A 17150-nucleotide genomic window follows, 5' to 3' on the forward strand; every position below is an offset into this window, starting at 1 on the left:
AATGATTTTGAACTAAACAAGGAGGCCAACTACCAAATCGATGATTTTGATGCCGATAAATGGCGCTACAATACCTCCAATACCGTAAATAAACAGGTTGCGACGAAGCAAGGCCGTTGCCCCAATGGGTTTATAGGCCACGCCTTTTAAAGCCAGGGGAATTAAAATAGGAATGATGATGGCATTGAAAATTACCGCCGAAAGAATGGCGCTTTCCGGACTGTGCAAGCCCATGATATTCAAACTTTGCAAAGCCGGAATGGAGGCAATGAACAAAGCCGGCACAATGGCGAAATACTTGGCCACATCATTAGCGATAGAAAAAGTAGTAAGCGTGCCCCTGGTAATGAGCAATTGCTTGCCAATTTCTACGATTTCGATCAGTTTGGTGGGGTCGTTATCCAAATCGACCATATTGCCTGCTTCTTTGGCGGCCTGTGTACCACTGTTCATGGCCACACCCACATCGGCCTGCGCCAAGGCAGGTGCATCGTTAGTGCCGTCGCCCATCATGGCTACCAGTTTGCCTTGTTGCTGTTCTTCCTTAATGTAGTTCATTTTATCTTCGGGTTTGGCCTCGGCAATAAAATCGTCTACCCCCGCCTTTTCGGCGATATATTTGGCGGTTAATGGATTATCGCCAGTTACCATTACGGTTTTAACCCCCATTTTGCGCAAGCGTTCAAAACGTTCACTGATGCCCGGTTTAATGATATCCTGCAATTCGATCACGCCCAGAGCTTTTTCGTTGAGGGCCACCACCAAAGGCGTACCTCCATTGGTTGCGATGGTTTTTACCCGGGTTTCAATATCAGAAGGAAATTGATTTCCGGCTTGTTGCACCAAGTTGCGGATCGAATCGAAAGCACCCTTGCGAATGCGACGGCCATCGGCAGTATCCATTCCACTCGACCTGGTTTCGGCCGTAAATTTGATGAACGCTGCACCTGCTGGCGCACTCTCAATAATTTTATGGTTATCGGCTTTGGCCAATTCAATAATCGATTTGCCTTCTGGAGTTTCATCAGCCAAAGAACTCAACACACAGGCTTCTACAAATTGAGCCAGCTCTACACCTGCAGTTGGGTAAAAATTGGTGGCTTTACGATTGCCAATGGTGATGGTTCCGGTTTTATCCAGCAACAGCACGTCGATATCGCCGGCTGTTTCTACCGCCTTACCCGATTTGGTAATCACATTGGCTCGCAAAGCCCTATCCATTCCGGCAATACCAATGGCTGACAACAAACCGCCAATAGTGGTTGGGATCAGGCACACAAAAAGCGAAATCAGTGCGGCAATGGTGATGGGCGTATTGGCATAATCGGCAAAGGGTTTTAAGGTTACGCAAACGATGATAAACACCAAGGTGAAACTGGCCAATAAGATGGTCAGGGCAATTTCGTTAGGCGTTTTCTGTCTGCTGGCGCCTTCAACCAAGGCAATCATCTTGTCTAAAAAGCTCTCGCCGGGCTGGGTACTCACTTTGACCTTGATTTGGTCGGAAAGCACTTTGGTACCACCGGTAACCGACGATTTATCGCCACCAGCTTCCCTAATTACAGGTGCAGATTCGCCGGTAATAGCCGATTCGTCGATAGTAGCAATGCCTTCTATAATTTCGCCATCGGTTGGAATGGTATCGCCAGCCTCGCAAATAAATACCTCGCCCTTTTTCAAGGTGTTAGACGAACGGATTTCGTAGTTCCCATCAGGTAAAACCACTTTGGCTGGTGTTTCCTCGCGGGTTTTGCGCAAACTATCGGCCTGTGCCTTGCCCCTTGCCTCGGCAATGGCTTCGGCAAAGTTGGCAAACAGCACGGTGAGCAATAAAATCAGAAATATAAGGAAGTTATACAGCGCACTGCCCTGACCAACATGGCTGATCGAATAAATGGTTACATAAGCCATTACGGCGGTGCCGATTTCTACCGTAAACATGACGGGATTGCGAACCATGAGGCGCGGATCGAGTTTAATGAGCGACTGTTTCAGCGCATTTTTAACCAAAGCAGGTTCGAATAATTTATTGTTGGATTTCATCTTTTTTAATTTTTTCTCAAGAGAGGGTTTGTTTTGGGCGATAGTCCATGGTCGATAGTTTATTGCTTAACTGACTATGAACAATGGTCTATTGACTATTTAACTACGAACCATTAACTATCGACTAGTAAAGTACTCGGCCAACGGGCCCAAGGCCAATGCTGGGAAATACGACAAGGCATTGAGTACCAAAATCACAGCGAAAGTCATCAGGCTAAAAGTGAGCGTATCTGTTTTTAAGGTGCCTGCCGATTCTGGAATGTATTTCTTGCGAGCCAGCAAACCCGCAATGGCCACCGGACCAATAATCGGTAAGAAACGGCCCAAGAAAATAACCAGTCCGGTTGAAATGTTCCAGAACACATTGTTATCTCCAAGTCCTTCGAAACCCGAACCATTGTTGGCATTTGACGAAGTCATTTCATACAGCATCTCCGAAAAACCATGGAAACTTGGGTTATTTAACCAGTTTTTAGGCTGTACGGCCCAATGGGCATCCCCAAAATTGACAAATAGATAAGCTGCAATGGCCGTTCCGGCTAAAATGAGCAAGGGACTGAGCAAGGTAATGATGGCCGCAATCTTTACTTCCCGTGCTTCTACTTTGTGGCCCATAAATTCGGGCGTTCTGCCTACCATCAAGCCCGAGATAAACACGGCAATAATGAGGTAGATGAAATAGTTGAGTATACCCACGCCGCAGCCTCCGTAAAAGCCGTTGATCATCATGGCCAACATTTGCCATAAGCCCGTTAGTGGCATGGTGCTATCGTGCATTCCGTTTACCGATCCGGTAGAAATTACCGTAGTCAGCGTACTCCAGTAAGCGGTTGCCGCCGGGCCAATGCGTACTTCTTTGCCTTCCATGGCTCCTGTAGCTTGCGAAATACCCATTTTGGCGATGGCGTGATTGCCACCTAGCTCGGAAGTTAGGGATGGAATCATGAGCAGCAACATACCGATGGTCATCACGCCAAAAATCATCCAGCCTAGTTTTCTTCTCCTGATGAAATAACCAAAGCAGATGACCATCGCAATCGGAATAATAGTTTGGGCCATCATTTCGACCATGTTGGTGAGGTAGTTCGGATTTTCGAAGGGATGGGCCGAATTAGCACCAAAATAGCCACCGCCATTGGTTCCTAAGTGCTTGATAGCAATAAATTGTGCAGCCGGACCTTTTGATACGTGTACAGTATCGCCTTGCAGGGAAATAAACTGATCTTTGCCTTCGTAACTGGCTGGGGTGCCGTTAAAAGTTAAAATCAGGGCCACTACCATACTTAAAGGCAACAACAAACGGGTGATGGCTTTGACAAAGAACTCCCAAAAGTTGCCTAATTGCTGCGTGGTTTTGTCTCTAAAAGCCTTAAACAGCACTACCGCAGCGGCAATACCGGTAGTGGCACTTACAAACTGTAAAAACATGAGCACAAACTGCTGGGTAAGGTAACTTACACCGGTCTCGCCCGAATAATGCTGCAGGTTGCAGTTGGCCACAAAGCTGATGATGGTATTGAAAGCCAAATCGGGGGTCATGCCCGGATTACCATCGGGATTGAAAGGGAGCTTATCTTGGTAAATCAGTACAAAAAAGCCATAAATGAGCCAAAGGGTATTGATCAGCAACAATACTTTAAGATGTTGCTTCCAGTTCATCTGTTCTTTAGGGTTGATGCCCGAAAGCTTATAGATACCTGCTTCGATGGGCTTCAGGAAGTCGGTCCATACTTTTTCTCCGGCAAACATTTTGGCCAAGTATTTTCCCAAGGGAATGGCTACAAGCAAAGTGAGCAGGAAAGTGGCGATGATGCCAAGGATTTCTGTGTTCATAGCGTTAGAATTTTTCTGGTTTGATGAGTACGTAAACCATGTACAGGAATACGGCTACTGCGGTGATAAATAGAGCAATCATGAGGTTAAATGTTTTCGAGCCAATCGATGGAGCGGTAAACGATCCAGCAAAAGACAAGGAGGGTGAGGAATAAGATTATGGTCATTTGTTTATTGATTTTCCATGCTTATACCAATCACTGTTCCACGAAACACAAAACCAATCCAAAGTATTTATTCACAAATACTTACATCAAAAACCGATAATAAACGCATAAAAAAAACCTTCCAAAATGAAAGGGTTTTTATCAAAAAGGAAGGTTATGGCTGGTTCTTTTATTCTTCTCCACTGGAGGGGTGCCTGCAAGGCGGGGTGGGTTAAGTTTCCGCCTCTTTTACCATTGAGGCATGAAGGGGCATTTAGGAGAACAGCAATTTCATTGGCCTCAGGTGTCTTAAATATTAAAAGGAAGACTATATCGGGCACTTCCATTCCCCTCCGCTGGAGGGGTGCCTGCAAGGCGGGGTGGTTCAAGTTTCCACTGTTTTTTTACCATTGAGGCATGAAGGGACATTTAGTCGAATAACAACTTGAATGACCTTAAATGTCTTAAATGGTAAGACCTCGAAACAACTACCGAATCGCTTTACGGATTATTTAAACGACCCCTCGTGGTTCAACAATTTGAAATAATCGTCGAGCTTGCCACCGATAGATTGCTCAAAAGATGCCTTTAAATCTTCGGGTTGCGGATGCTTGTTCTTCCATTTGGCAAAATAATCCTGGAAAGCTTTATCCATTTTCTCCTTACCAATACTCGATTCGAGCATATAAAGCCAAATAGCCGTTTTGAAGTATGATACAAGACCATAATCTTCGGAAGTTTTGAAATCTGCCGCTGGTGTTTCTATGGCTGGGTTCATGGGCAGGGCATTGGCCAAGGTATTGTAAATTGCTGCTTGAAACTTATCGACAGGCAAAGCCTTTACATTATCGGGGATTTTATCTCCAAACAACGAATTGTATCTGTATTTTTCGGCCTCGTACCTGAACTGAAAATAAGTATTCAGTCCCTCATCCTGCCAGGTGTGCGTGCGCTCGTTGCTGCCCAACATGCTCATGAACCAGTTGTGACCAACCTCGTGGGCAATCACGCCATCCAATGTTTCTTTTTTGGCATCCGGACTGGTAATCAGCGTAATGGTTGGGTATTCCATGCCCCCGCTCGAGTTGTTTGCCGGTCCTTCGATGGCCTGCACAATTGGATATTCATATTCACCTATCGATTTGCTGTAATATTTAACCGCATCTTTCACATAATCGATGCTATTTACCCAAAGCGAGTTCTTTTTATTGTGATAATAGCTGAAAACATCAACCACCTTGCCCGAAACCAATTTGGCAGTATCGTATTGGATAACCAGATCTTTATCGGCAAACCAGGCAAAATCTGGCACATCGTCAATTTTATAGCTTAATTTTTTGGTATCGCCTTTGGCAGCATAAAGTACAGGTGTATTGCCACGATTTAAAGTGTTTTTTGCACCAATGGTTTTGTAGGCCTGCAACTCGTCGGCATTTTGCAAAACGCCCGTTGCGCCCACCACATAATCAGCCGGCAAGGTAATGTTAACCTTATAGTTGCCATATTCGCTATAAAATTCGCCCATATCTAGGTAAGGAAACTCGTGCCAGCCATTTTTGTCGAAAACAGCGGGCTTTGGGTACCATTGCGTAACCATAAACTGGCTATCGGCATAACCTGACCTTGAAAAATAAGAGGGCAACAGCACTTTAAAATCGGTACTGATGCTGATCGAATCACCAGGTTTTAAAGCGCTAGGCAAAATCAGCTTAACCACATCGATGTATTGCGGATTGGGATGCGCCTCGGTTTTCGCCACTTTTCCGTTTACCTTAAAGTTAAGTCCCTCCATGTGGCCATAAGTATATTTGTTCAGCTTTTCCTTCCTCGACTCGTCGTTTTTGATCTGCTGAAACAAAGCCGTGGTTTCATTTTTATAGGCATTGGGATAGATGTGGAACCATATAAAATCTAAAGTAGACGGCGAATTGTTCTTATAAACGATGATTTCCGATCCGCTAAGCGTTTTGGTAGCTGGATTTAGGCTGACATCAATGCTATAATTAACTTGTTGCTGCCAATAGGCATCCTGTGCGAAAACAGCAATTGAAAATAGGGAAATTAAAAGCGTTAAAGCGGTTTTGATCATAGGTTTTGGGTTAAAGACAGGCAGATGGTTAATCGGCAATTTTATATTCTTCTAATTTTCGGTACAAGGTAGTTAATCCGATATTCAATAAACGTGCAGTTTCGGTTTTATTGCCCTTGGCATGCGCCAGTACTTTTTGGATGTGCAATTTTTCTACGCTCTGCAGGTCGAGGGCATTGGCTATGGGGCCATCTGCAAAAAACTCGTACGGCAATTGGCTGGCCTCCAGCGTATCGCCATTGGCCAAGATCACCAGGCGTTCGATTACATTTTTAAGTTCCCGCACATTGCCTTTCCAACTGTGTTTGGTTAACGCATCGATCAGCTTTTCGTCCATTTTTAACGCCGGCCGATTTACCTTGTCGGCAAATTCCTTCAAATAAAAAGTGGCCAGCATTGGAATATCCGCTTTGCGCTCTCTTAAAGCAGGCAAAGGAATAACAAATACCGAAAGCCGGTAATAAAGATCGAGCCTAAAATGCCCCTCGTCGGCTTGGGCCTTGAGGTTGCGATTGGTGGCGGCCAAAATACGGACGTTAACCTGATTAGTGGTGGTAGCGCCTACCTTGATGAACGATTGGTTTTCGAGCACGCGCAAGAGCTTGGCCTGTAAATCGAGGTTCATTTCGCCGATTTCGTCTAAAAACAAGGTACCGCCATTGGCCTCTTCCAGCAGACCTTTTTTGTCTTTGTTAGCTCCGGTAAAAGCTCCGGCTTTATAGCCAAACAATTCGCTTTCTAACAATTCGGCACTAAAACCACTACAGTTTAGGGCTACAAAAGGCTTGTTTTTGCGCTGGCTTTCGTAATGGATGGCCTGGGCAAACACCTCTTTTCCGGTGCCGGTTTCGCCCAACAAAAGCACGGTGGTATCGGTTACGGCAACTTTCTCGGCCAAGCCAATGGCTTCCCTGATGGCTTTGGAGTTGCCCAATATCGTTTTAAAGCTATATTTATTGCTTACCTTGCCCTCCAATTCGTAAACGCGTAGCTGCAGTTCGGCTTTGGCAATGGCTTTGTACACCAAGGGGATGATCTTGTCGTTATCGTCGCCTTTGGTCAGGTAATCGAAAGCTCCGTTTTTGATGGCCAACACCCCATCGGCGATGGTGCCATAAGCCGTAAGGTTAATGACTTCTACAAAAGATTTGACCGATTTGATTTTTTTGACCAGTTCTACCCCATTGGCATCGGGCAGTTTCACATCGCTTACTACCACCAAAACTTCGTGCTGTGCAAGCATTTTAAGGCCTTCATTTGCGTTTTGTGCCTGTAAAACCACAAATCCCTCAAGCTCCAAAATCCTGGCCAAAAGGCTTCTGATCTTGATTTCATCATCGATGATGAGTACGGTTGGCCCCATAAATTCTAATTGATAAGGCAATATTAGGAAAATAAGGCGAAAGGTAAAAGGAAGGGGATTGAAGTTAATGGTTAATAGTCCATAGCAAATGACTGGTTGAGCTTAAAGTCTAAAGACCAAAGCTGAAAGTAAAAAATTTGGGCCATAGACTATAGACCATCGACTGCAAACTCCCCCATCCTAGCGCTAATCATCATCGGCTTTCTTTTTCTTTTCCAATATCACAAATGCACTTCTTTTTGGGGCGGGCATCACCGAATCTTCGCCTTTAACCGATTTCCAAACCACTTCGTTCAGGTCTAAATCGGGAACCGAATCCTCTTTGGCAAAATTGAAGAATTCCGATCTTCGGCTGCTTTCATTGACTGCCACATTGCGTGTTTCCAAACTAATTAAAGGCTGGATGACTTTATAGGGCGTAAAATCGGGCTTATTGGTGAAACATTCGAACAAAGGCATGGCGCCCGCATCGTATTGGCTCATGGGTGGCAAACCTAAAATCAGTTCCATGGTTCTTAAAAATCCGGAAGTCGAATACATGGTATGGATTACGGCTTTTCGCTTTACATAAGGTCCAATTACATAGGCCGGCGAACGATGCGCATCAACATGATCAGGACCGTTTTGTGCGTCGTCTTCCAGAATAAACACAACCGATTCTTTCCAAACCGGACTATGCGAAAGGTGTTCTAAAATACGTCCTACGGCTAAATCGTTATCGGCAACCGCAGCTTGAGGCGATATTTTACCTTTCTTTTGTCCGCTGGTGTGGTCGTTTGAAATACGCAAGGTGCTAAACTGAGGTACGGCTCCCGCCACTACCAACGAATCGAAATCATGTTCCCAGGCATCGGCCCTTACCTGATCTGGGATATCCATGTTAAAGCCTGGAGATTTGGGGCTCATGTGGCCTTGCAACGATTTGATATTGGCCTTGCCATACTCGCCAAACTCGCCATAGCTTCGGTAGCTAATGCCTGCACGCTGGCAATAATCCCATATAAAACCATTTTTCGGATAGGTAACCGGACGGCCGCCTTCGTAATTGGTAGTTCCGCCACGACCACCATAGCTGGTTGGCCAGGTTTTTTCTACCACATCGGTGGCATAAGCGGCCATGCTCCAGTTGTGGCCGTCGGCACTTACTTCTGCATCGACATAGAAATTATCGAGCAATACAAAATTTTCGGCAAGCGCGTGCTGGTTTGGGGTTACTTTTCGGCCAAAAAGGGTAAGCGACGAATCGCCATTGCCCTGAGGCAGATCGCCCAATACCTGATCGTAGGTTCTGTTTTCCTTGATGATGTAAAAAACATGCTTAATCGGCGATTTTTCGCCTTGCTGACGAGGGATAGGATTTCCGGCCTCGCCATCGGCCAGCTTTTCCTTCTGCGCGGTAAAAGGCGTATTGGCATAAACCTGTTTGGTATAGGTCTTTAATTCGTCGGGTTTTGGTGTCTCGATAAAAGATAGCGTGCCTTTAAACAAACCAGCGATATATTGCAGCTTATTGTTGGCCGTGCTGCCCATCTGGTAGCCGCTGTTATCGGCCTTTGAAATAGGCTGTGGACCTTGCGGATTAGCCATCGAAGTATTTCCCTTGCCATTGGCCACCAATATTTTGTTGCCTGTCACCTTTACACTGGTTGGGTACCAGCCTACCGGAATAAAACCCTGGCTCTGGCTATTGCCAGGTTTGGCTACATCGAAAACAGCGAGGCAGTTGTTATCGGCATTGGCAATGTACAGTGTCTTTTCATTGGCACTTAGGGCCAGTCCGTTGGTGGTTGAACCAGTCAATTGCGTGGCATACAAGGTGGTGGCGATGGTTTCGATGACCTTGCGCGTAGCTGTATTCACTACCGAAACCGTATTGTCGTTGGCATTGGCCACAAATAGCAGGTTTCCTTTTTTGTTAAGCAACAATTCGTTGGGATGGTCGCCTACTTTGATCTGTTCGGTAATGGTTTCTTTGGCCAAGTCGACCACGGCCACTGCCCTACCGCCCCACAATGACACGTACAAAACGTCTTCATCGGATGCCAAAGCACAACTATAAGCGATGGCTGGCAACTGGATTTTCTTTAGGATTTTTTGCTCGGCCGGATTGATAATGTACAAGCAACTGTCTTCTTTAGTTACGGTATACAGTTTGTTATTGGCCTTGTTTACCACAATACCGGCTGGACTGATTTTCGCTTTTGGCCAAACAGGACCAAGTTTAATGGTATCGCTTTTAACCAATTTGCTATTGGCGATATTGAAATCCAATATCCAGTTGTCGTTACCACCCGAAACATACAAGTGTTGTTCGTTTTTGCTGAATGCCAAGCCATACCAAGCTTTGGTCAATACTTTTTCGTCGACAAGCTGCTCCGTTTTAAGATCGATCAACTGTAAGGATTGGGTACTTTGGCCGTTATTGGTCACAGCCAGAAATTTGCCCGATGGGCTTAGCTGGGTGTTCAGAGGCAAATCGCCTAGAGCTAAAGAATGACCTGCCGGACTTATTTTCCAGCCATTGGGCAAGAGAATTTGCTGGCCACCCCCTACTTTTCCGGGCCATTGGGCAAGAGCCGAGGTCGAAAAGTAAACAACAAAAGCAAGCAATGTGTATATTTTTTTCATGTTCGATATTACCGTGATATAAGGTTAACTGGTTTTAACGTTAAAATTTGTTTTCGTTTAGTGTTGGATTTTGGCTGGCATTTACCCGATAGGTGTAAACCTTATCGTTCTCGTCAACCTCTACCACACGATAACCCTTGTAGGCCGTGCCCCAATTGCCACCAATGTGTGCATCGAAAAAATGGGGCAGCTTATCGGTATAAAAAACCGAATCGAGGCTATGGTCGTGACCATGAAATACCGCCTTTACATTAGGATAGGCATGCAACAGCTTAATCGTATCTGGGCATTCGACAAAAGGACTTTCAGGCACCCAAAAATGGGGTGGTATGTGCAATACCACAAATACCGTTTTTAAACTCTTGAGTTTTTCCAGTTCTTGCTTTAAAAAAGCATTATTTGGACACAGGTATTCGCCTTTGGTATTAGAAGTATTGGCCAAAACAATACCTACATTGTTTTTTTGAATGGAAAAATTGTCTTCATAGCCAAAAACCGATTTCCACAGCTCGGTATCGGCATGGTCGTGGTTGCCTGGTATGGCATAAAATGGCACTTTAAGCTGATCGTAATGTTCCTTTTTAACTACCGACAACAAATCTGGCCTATCATGCACCAAATCTCCGTTAATAATCACAAAGTCTAAAGGATTTTGGTCATGGGCCTCATTCAGCCAACGCACAATATTATCGTGGTGTTTTTTATATTCGGTATTGGGCTGGCCATAATGCCCATCTGATGCGATGGCAAAGCGCAACCTTACCTTCCTTTCTGATTTGCTTAACAGCTGCTGTGGTACACTGGCCAGCGACGCTATGGATGGAACGATACCGGCAAGCACCGCAGCGGCCATACTACCCTTCAAAAAAGATCTTCTGTTCGACATGGGAAACGGTTTTAAAGAAAAGGCAATATTAGCTGATGTTGACGGCCAAGTCTCATGAATTGCATTACCTTTTGGTTAATTTTTCGTCATGTAAAAGTTACGAAAATAAGTGCCAAAAATGCAACTATCCATTTATTTCATCACCGCGATAGCCATTCCGTCGTATTCCTTGGCACCTACAGTTTGCATAATGGTAGCTTCTACCCGAGTGTTACTGGCCAACAACTGGTTAAAACGCTGTACGCCTTTTACCCTTTCATCAGTTGTGTTTTTATCGAGCACTTTACCTTCCCTAATTACATTGTCGCATATAATGACCGTACCGGGATGCGAAAGCTGCAGGGCCAATTCAAAGTATTCGGCATAAGGCTGCTTATCAGCATCGATAAAAACAAAATCGAAAGCCTCCTCCTTATGGGCAATCAGTTCCTGCAGTACGTCCATGGCTTTGCCAACACGCAGGTCTATTTGATGACTGAGGCCTGCTTTGGCGATATTCTGCTTGGCAATGCTGGCATAGTGCGGATCAAATTCAACCGTAATTACTTTTCCATCGGCTGGAATTGCCCTGGCCATCCAAATGGTACTGTAGGCGCCCAAAGTACCCAATTCGAGCACACGCTTGGCCTTGCACATCAACAGCATCACTTGCAAAAACTTGCCTTGTGTTGGCGTTACACTAATTTGAGGCATCGCGGCCTCGTCTAACGACTGAATGGTTTCTTGAAGCACCTGGTCTTCTGGCGCAACCAGATCGCTGATATACTGATCTACTTTTTCGAATAATTGCTGATCCATATTTGCTTAATTGTTAAAATTGTTGAAGCGACAAACTGTTAAATTGCTACATTGTACAACAACCCAAATGCTTTATTGTTAGATTGTTAAATTACATCTGTTCTTAATTGTAAACTGCCAACTACCTAAATGTTTCTTAATGTCTCAATGGTAAAAAAGCGGTTGAAACCTGAACCACCCCGCCTCAAGACATTGCTGTTCATTGAAGTTGCTAACTGCCAATTGAAACAACCACCCTTTGGTCTTTTCGCTTTAATCTTTAGTCTTTCTACGGTTTCCAACCCACCACCTTAGCCAGTTTGTTGCTCTTTAAGAACTGGTAAACCTTAATGTTTTCCCAAACGATTATTTTGCCATTCACATTTTTGATGGCCCGTATTTCTCCATCTTGCGAAACTACAAAGCCCAGACTCTCGGGATGCTTTAAACAATACGAAAACATGGATTGGTGACGTGTACCGAAATGCGAAGGTGCCATTTTAACCAGCTTATTGGCGGGTTTTGAGGCATTGCTGATGTACACCACATCGGGATGGCCTTTTTCTGAAATGACCGCACCAAAGCCATGGACCACCATTTGTGGCGAAAGCAGTACCAAACCGTCAACACAGGTTAGCGACGACACGAAGCGTACTGCCCCACTCAATTCGTTAAAACTGTCTTCAATATCTATTTCGCTCAGATCGTACTCCTCATGCAGTTCAATCGGCATATCCTCGCCCCTCCTTTTGAGCGATTTGATTACTTTTTCTAAAGCTTCGCTGTCCATTACCGTACTCAAAATATTCATGACAGCCGTTTGTATACGGTTATATTCGAGCTTGTATTTGATGTTGAGATCAGTACTTGGCTTAAAGTCTTTGGTAATGAGAATGGCACCACCGTGATGATAGTTCTTAATTTTGAGCAATATCCGGCTAATGGATTGGATGACGTATTCAAAAATAAAATCGTTAAAAACCTCTACATCCGTTTCGTCAAGCTTTTCTTTCATAGCTTTTTCCAGCTCCTTTTTACTGTAGGCAGAGCTGCTTACAATGAAATCGGAAACCGGGCCATATTCAAATACGTTGGGATAGTGCCTTACCAAATAATTCTGGTTCAATGCCGCCAAAGGCTGATATTCGAGCATCACGTTCAAGATGCCGATGCCGTTGATCATGGTTTGGATCATCCCCGGATACAAGGGTTCGTTATCACGCTCGTAATTGAGGAAATTCTGGTAATGAACCGCCTGGTCTATCATGCCATGGATAAACAGCTGTTCGTTTTCATTGTAGTAAACAGAAAGGCTCGAGCTCCAGGGATCGGCTGCTTTCGAAAGCTTAACCAAATTCTTTACGCTAAATTCCATCGGCGTACCGAAAGGAAAAAACTTCCAGTCGTCGTTATGGGTTACGGTTTTGTGGGCCGAAAGATGGTCGTACAGCGTAATGGTTACCTTAATAAACTGGCCTTCCTCGGTTTGCAAACTGGTGTAGTACAAGGTATTGAACAGCTGTTCCAATATACTTTTCGAGGGCTTTTTGCTGGTTTTAGAGCGCGCAAGTTCTCTAAACACAAAATTGGCCAAGTCGTTTGGGGTATAATTTTTAGACATTTCCGTAAAATCAATTTCGGTCTTACACAAACTTAACTGAAAATAAACGAAAAAAAACCGCCTTTTGGCGGTCTGTCAAATTTTGACACAAAAATCGATAATGGAGGCTTGTAGGCACATAGCTGATTATTGCAGCAGTTTCCTAAACTCATCCAGGTTAAGTTGGTCGATAAAAGATTCTTTTACCCCCATTAAAAATTTGTCGTTTGGCTTAAAGCGGAACATTACATCTATCAATGCTGGTTTGATTCCGTTGGGCGGATACTTTTTCAGGTATTCAGGGTTGATCTGGTACAGACTGAAACCTTCGGTGCCGGTATAAAATTCGGTGAAGTAAAAATTCCCGTATATTTCTTTTGAATTGATGTTGCGGTTATAAGGAACAGTAAAAGATTTATTATCAGGCTGGACAACGGCTTGCTGGCTCAGCCATTTTTCATCTTTCGATTGCAGCAACTTGGTAACGGTTTGTTTTTTCTGCTCATTTACAGCAAGGATATCCCGGGCACTTTGTTCCTGCAGGACCTGCCTGTTTTTTTGATCCTGTAAATAACTGCTGTTCGTCTTCTCCGATTCGATGATCGTTTTTGCCAGCTTCTTTATTCTATCTTGCATATTCGCTACCAGCTCAGGCTTTTCCCTGTCGTAAAATTCCAGCATATCCTGCAAAATTTTTTTCCTTGTAATGGGAATAAAAAAAGGAATATCGGTGTGCGTAATAAACGCATGGCGATACACCATATCGTTATTTACAGTAACGAAACCAGAATTAGGAAAGTTAATGCCATATCCTTTGCCGGGCCTATTCTCTACTACCTGATAGAGGCTGAGATTGCCCGTTTGTTCGGCATTCAGGTCAATAAAACCATTTCCGTTGTTAATTGCATTGACCACCCTGCTGTCGGCAAAACCATAGTAATTAAGTATGGCAATAAAAGGAGCATTTATATTTTGTGAATTTGCCGGGACTTTATAAGCATTGGCATTTCCCTCGATAGCATTAAACACCTTTTGAAACAATGGATTTCCGATTACCCTAAGCACGCCCTGGTATTCATCAACAATGGCCAGCTTATGTGTTTGTACGTTACAGACAAATTGATGCAAACCCAGGTTGTAGATATAACTGTAAACAGGCAACTGATTATAAAATATCCCAGAACTTAAGCCAAAACTGGCTTTCGCCAATCCGCCGGTAAATTGCAGCTTTGGTTTACATAGGTTTTCAAATGTCGTCATTATTTTATTTGCATTGGCTATTTCGGCCGAAGTATAACCCGCTTTGCCTCCGCTCGTTGTCCAACCAACGTGGGCATCAAAAAACCTGCCCGGTTCTTTTAATACACTTTCACCGTTGCAATCCTTGTTCATTTGTTTTGCTATTGCATTAAATTGTGCCTGTGCAGCAAAACCATAAAACAACAGGCAGCTAAAAAATATTCTTTTCATTTCTTTAAATATTTCATTGTAAAAATAGAATGGTCATCAAAGCCGGTCAATCCTTAAAAAGAATGATTGGATATGCCTGAACTTGATTGTTAAAACGCATCACTTGCTTAATTTTTTAAAAAGCTGCTGCCCATGGACGTAAAGCCCGGGCCAGCGCTATTGAACCCTCCGTTTACGCTTACCGTTACCGCACCTAAATCTGCCGAAACCCCTCCACCCATCGGTCCTTTTATTTCTGCTCCCGCCGATCCTGTAACGATCAGGTCGACAGGGTTCATATTGCCATCAAATTGTACAGTTGTTTCTACCGATGCGCCAATTTTGCCACCAATTTTGCCAATTTCAAATTCTTTGTCTTTGCCTCCTTTTACGGTAATGCTATGGCCAGTGGTTTCCCAGGTTACCGGATCATAGCTTCGGCTGTAAGTAAATTCGCCCGCCGGGATACTGCCATAAACCGAAAATCCTTCGCAATTCATTTTTGCGGCGACCACTTTGGCATCAAAACCAAAATCCACTTCGCAATGCTCCCTCTCCCAAACCTGTATTTTTCCTTTGGTATTGTTGTCTGGTTTTAAATAATCGCCACAAGGTTTTGACAAACCGCCATCTACATAAAAAGGAAAAAAAGAACGGAAGCTTTTCAAATCGTTGAGGTAGCCAACATAAGCCTGATAGTTTACCGGTGTGGGATCTTGAAAGGATTGCATGACTATTGTATTCCAAAACAGATATTCCTGTAGCCGCTGGTTCATCAAATCTTCCATCTTGCGGATATATTGGTTATTGATCTCAGCCGATTTGTCCAGCCATTTATTTTGTCTTGCTATTCTTAGTGCGCAGAGTTCTTTTTCAATTTCCATAGCCCGTTGGTTTGCTGCTCCTTTGCCTTCTCCGTCATCCAGTTTACTTTTCTCTTTTACAAGGGCGCTTATCTTATCGTCATAATCCGCTTTCAAGGCCTGCTTCAATTCATTTTCACTTTGCAAACGGCTTGCTGTTTCCTTTTTCATGCGATTGATGTAAGAAACGCTGTATTGTGGGTTATCAATGGCATTGAGCATGAAGGTGGCATGGGCCAAAAACGGATTGGTAAGCCCTGCTTTCATATCTTGTATGGCTTTAGCAGTGCCGGGTTTTCCTGCATTAGCCGCTATTTGCTGCACTTGTGCCATCCGTTTATTCATGTTATCTGTCAACTGTTTGCTGTAGTCTTTTTGGAGTTGTGTTCCTGTTTTTCTTGCGTCGCTTATGGTGACATCCAGGTTCAGGAAAAAGCCGTTTACTTCGGGATATACTGCTAAGGCAGCTTCGTAACTATGAGGTATTGGCGGTATAATAAATCTTTTGGTGATGCTATGGTCTTTATAAAATTGTTTGAAATTATTGCGTATGGCCTGGTACATAGCCGACTTATCGGCTGTTGGAGATAGCTGTTGCAAAAGGTTAATGTTTTGCGTGGTAGCGCCACCATGTGCAATGGCTTTTTGAAGATAGCCAGCGCATAACGGTTTATCTCCTTGTTTCTGGGCAATTAATGCCAAAGAACGATAGGCCTGGGCATTGGTCGAATCTTTTGTTACTGCTGCAACCAACATCGTTTTTGCCTTATCAACATTGCCAACACTCAGCAAAGCTTGTCCCGTGTTGTTGAGGACGGTGCCGCTATTAGGCAACAACTTTTGGGCATACAATAATATAGGCAGCGATTTATGCGCATAACCCGAAATGGTAAGCAGGCTTCCCAGGTTATTTAAGGAAACCAAATCATCTGGATTGGTCATGCAGGCATTCAGCAAGAGATACAACGCTTTGTCCAATTCATTATTTGCCCAAAACACCATGGCATACTTGCCTGTTTTTTCGCCTTTGTTTATTAGGCTTTTTACCGCGCTTTTGCTTTCGGGCTTTATCAGTTTATCTGTCTCGTTAAAAATTGGCGTAAGATAGGCCGTTAGCTGTGGCTTGGTCTGTGGTGTGGTGGCTATTTTAAGTTCAGCAATTTTATCGGGAACAATATTAGGGTCGGTACTCCGCTGCATTACATTCGTGTTCCCTTTGGCATTGTAATCCAACCCCTGCTGTGCGTTTTGCATGGCTTTATTGGCACCCATTTTTTCCATCATATCTTCAAAATTCTTTCTGGCCTCCGGGCTCATGGACGCTTTTTTAGCCTCCAGTTGTTTTTGAGCTTCGACCATTTTTTTTCTGTCTGCTTCCATTTGCTCTTTAGAAGGCTTTTGGGCATAAGAAATGCCGCTGATGAGCATCAGCATTGCTGCGATTAAATATTTCATACCTTGATTTTTTTTTTA

Annotated in this window: 11 protein-coding genes; all 11 read right to left on the reverse strand. The window is 44.0% G+C overall.

Annotation, left to right across the window (positions count from 1 at the left end; all coding sequences use genetic code 11):
• Positions 1 to 12: 12 nt before the first annotated feature.
• The 11 genes from kdpB to VRU48_RS06645 all read right to left on the reverse strand — a co-directional run bounded on the left by kdpB (position 13) and on the right by VRU48_RS06645 (position 17132).
• Complete coding sequence (gene kdpB, locus VRU48_RS06595) at positions 13 to 2043, reverse strand: potassium-transporting ATPase subunit KdpB (protein ID WP_330107127.1); 2031 nt, start codon at positions 2041 to 2043, stop codon at positions 13 to 15.
• Between the two features lie 117 nt (positions 2044 to 2160).
• The gene (gene kdpA, locus VRU48_RS06600; RefSeq protein ID WP_330107128.1) at positions 2161 to 3876 is read right to left on the reverse strand and encodes a potassium-transporting ATPase subunit KdpA; all 1716 of its coding nucleotides are present in this window, start codon (positions 3874 to 3876) and stop codon (positions 2161 to 2163) included.
• A 4-nt stretch (positions 3877 to 3880) separates the two neighbouring features.
• Positions 3881 to 4015: a potassium-transporting ATPase subunit F gene (locus VRU48_RS06605; protein ID WP_330107129.1), complete on the reverse strand. Its 135-nt coding sequence runs from the start codon at positions 4013 to 4015 to the stop codon at positions 3881 to 3883.
• Between the two features lie 515 nt (positions 4016 to 4530).
• Positions 4531 to 6111, reverse strand: a complete 1581-nt coding sequence (locus VRU48_RS06610; protein WP_330107130.1) for a M1 family metallopeptidase — start codon at positions 6109 to 6111, stop codon at positions 4531 to 4533.
• Positions 6112 to 6139: 28 nt separating this feature from the next.
• Positions 6140 to 7474: a sigma-54-dependent transcriptional regulator gene (locus VRU48_RS06615; protein WP_330107131.1), complete on the reverse strand. Its 1335-nt coding sequence runs from the start codon at positions 7472 to 7474 to the stop codon at positions 6140 to 6142.
• A gap of 186 nt (positions 7475 to 7660) precedes the next feature.
• Entirely contained in the window at positions 7661 to 10102 is a 2442-nt protein-coding gene (locus VRU48_RS06620) for a bifunctional YncE family protein/alkaline phosphatase family protein (RefSeq protein ID WP_330107132.1), read from the reverse strand.
• 40 nt (positions 10103 to 10142) lie between these two features.
• Positions 10143 to 10988, reverse strand: coding sequence for a metallophosphoesterase family protein (locus tag VRU48_RS06625; RefSeq protein WP_330107133.1), 846 nt, complete (start codon positions 10986 to 10988; stop codon positions 10143 to 10145).
• Positions 10989 to 11120: 132 nt separating this feature from the next.
• Entirely contained in the window at positions 11121 to 11786 is a 666-nt protein-coding gene (locus VRU48_RS06630) for an O-methyltransferase (protein WP_330107134.1), read from the reverse strand.
• Between the two features lie 268 nt (positions 11787 to 12054).
• Positions 12055 to 13386 carry a putative sensor domain DACNV-containing protein gene (locus VRU48_RS06635; RefSeq protein ID WP_330107135.1) on the reverse strand — a complete coding sequence of 444 codons (1332 nt, stop codon included), beginning with the start codon at positions 13384 to 13386 and terminating at the stop codon, positions 12055 to 12057.
• A gap of 126 nt (positions 13387 to 13512) precedes the next feature.
• Positions 13513 to 14835: a hypothetical protein gene (locus tag VRU48_RS06640; protein WP_330107136.1), complete on the reverse strand. Its 1323-nt coding sequence runs from the start codon at positions 14833 to 14835 to the stop codon at positions 13513 to 13515.
• Between the two features lie 107 nt (positions 14836 to 14942).
• Complete coding sequence (locus VRU48_RS06645) at positions 14943 to 17132, reverse strand: tetratricopeptide repeat protein (RefSeq protein WP_330107137.1); 2190 nt, start codon at positions 17130 to 17132, stop codon at positions 14943 to 14945.
• Positions 17133 to 17150: the final 18 nt, after the last annotated feature.

The organism is Pedobacter albus (assembly GCF_036324255.1).
In the GTDB taxonomy this organism is placed as follows: domain Bacteria; phylum Bacteroidota; class Bacteroidia; order Sphingobacteriales; family Sphingobacteriaceae; genus Pedobacter; species Pedobacter albus.

Bases quoted from the DNA above. Each gene is read 5' to 3' on its own strand.
- kdpB (WP_330107127.1), bottom strand. From the start codon at position 2,043: ATGAAATCCAACAATAAATTATTCGAACCTGCTTTGGTTAAAAATGCG.
- kdpA (WP_330107128.1), bottom strand. From the start codon at position 3,876: ATGAACACAGAAATCCTTGGCATCATCGCCACTTTCCTGCTCACTTTG.
- VRU48_RS06610 (WP_330107130.1), bottom strand. From the start codon at position 6,111: ATGATCAAAACCGCTTTAACGCTTTTAATTTCCCTATTTTCAATTGCT.
- VRU48_RS06615 (WP_330107131.1), bottom strand. From the start codon at position 7,474: ATGGGGCCAACCGTACTCATCATCGATGATGAAATCAAGATCAGAAGC.
- VRU48_RS06620 (WP_330107132.1), bottom strand. From the start codon at position 10,102: ATGAAAAAAATATACACATTGCTTGCTTTTGTTGTTTACTTTTCGACC.
- VRU48_RS06625 (WP_330107133.1), bottom strand. From the start codon at position 10,988: ATGTCGAACAGAAGATCTTTTTTGAAGGGTAGTATGGCCGCTGCGGTG.
- VRU48_RS06630 (WP_330107134.1), bottom strand. From the start codon at position 11,786: ATGGATCAGCAATTATTCGAAAAAGTAGATCAGTATATCAGCGATCTG.
- VRU48_RS06635 (WP_330107135.1), bottom strand. From the start codon at position 13,386: ATGTCTAAAAATTATACCCCAAACGACTTGGCCAATTTTGTGTTTAGA.
- VRU48_RS06640 (WP_330107136.1), bottom strand. From the start codon at position 14,835: ATGAAAAGAATATTTTTTAGCTGCCTGTTGTTTTATGGTTTTGCTGCA.
- VRU48_RS06645 (WP_330107137.1), bottom strand. From the start codon at position 17,132: ATGAAATATTTAATCGCAGCAATGCTGATGCTCATCAGCGGCATTTCT.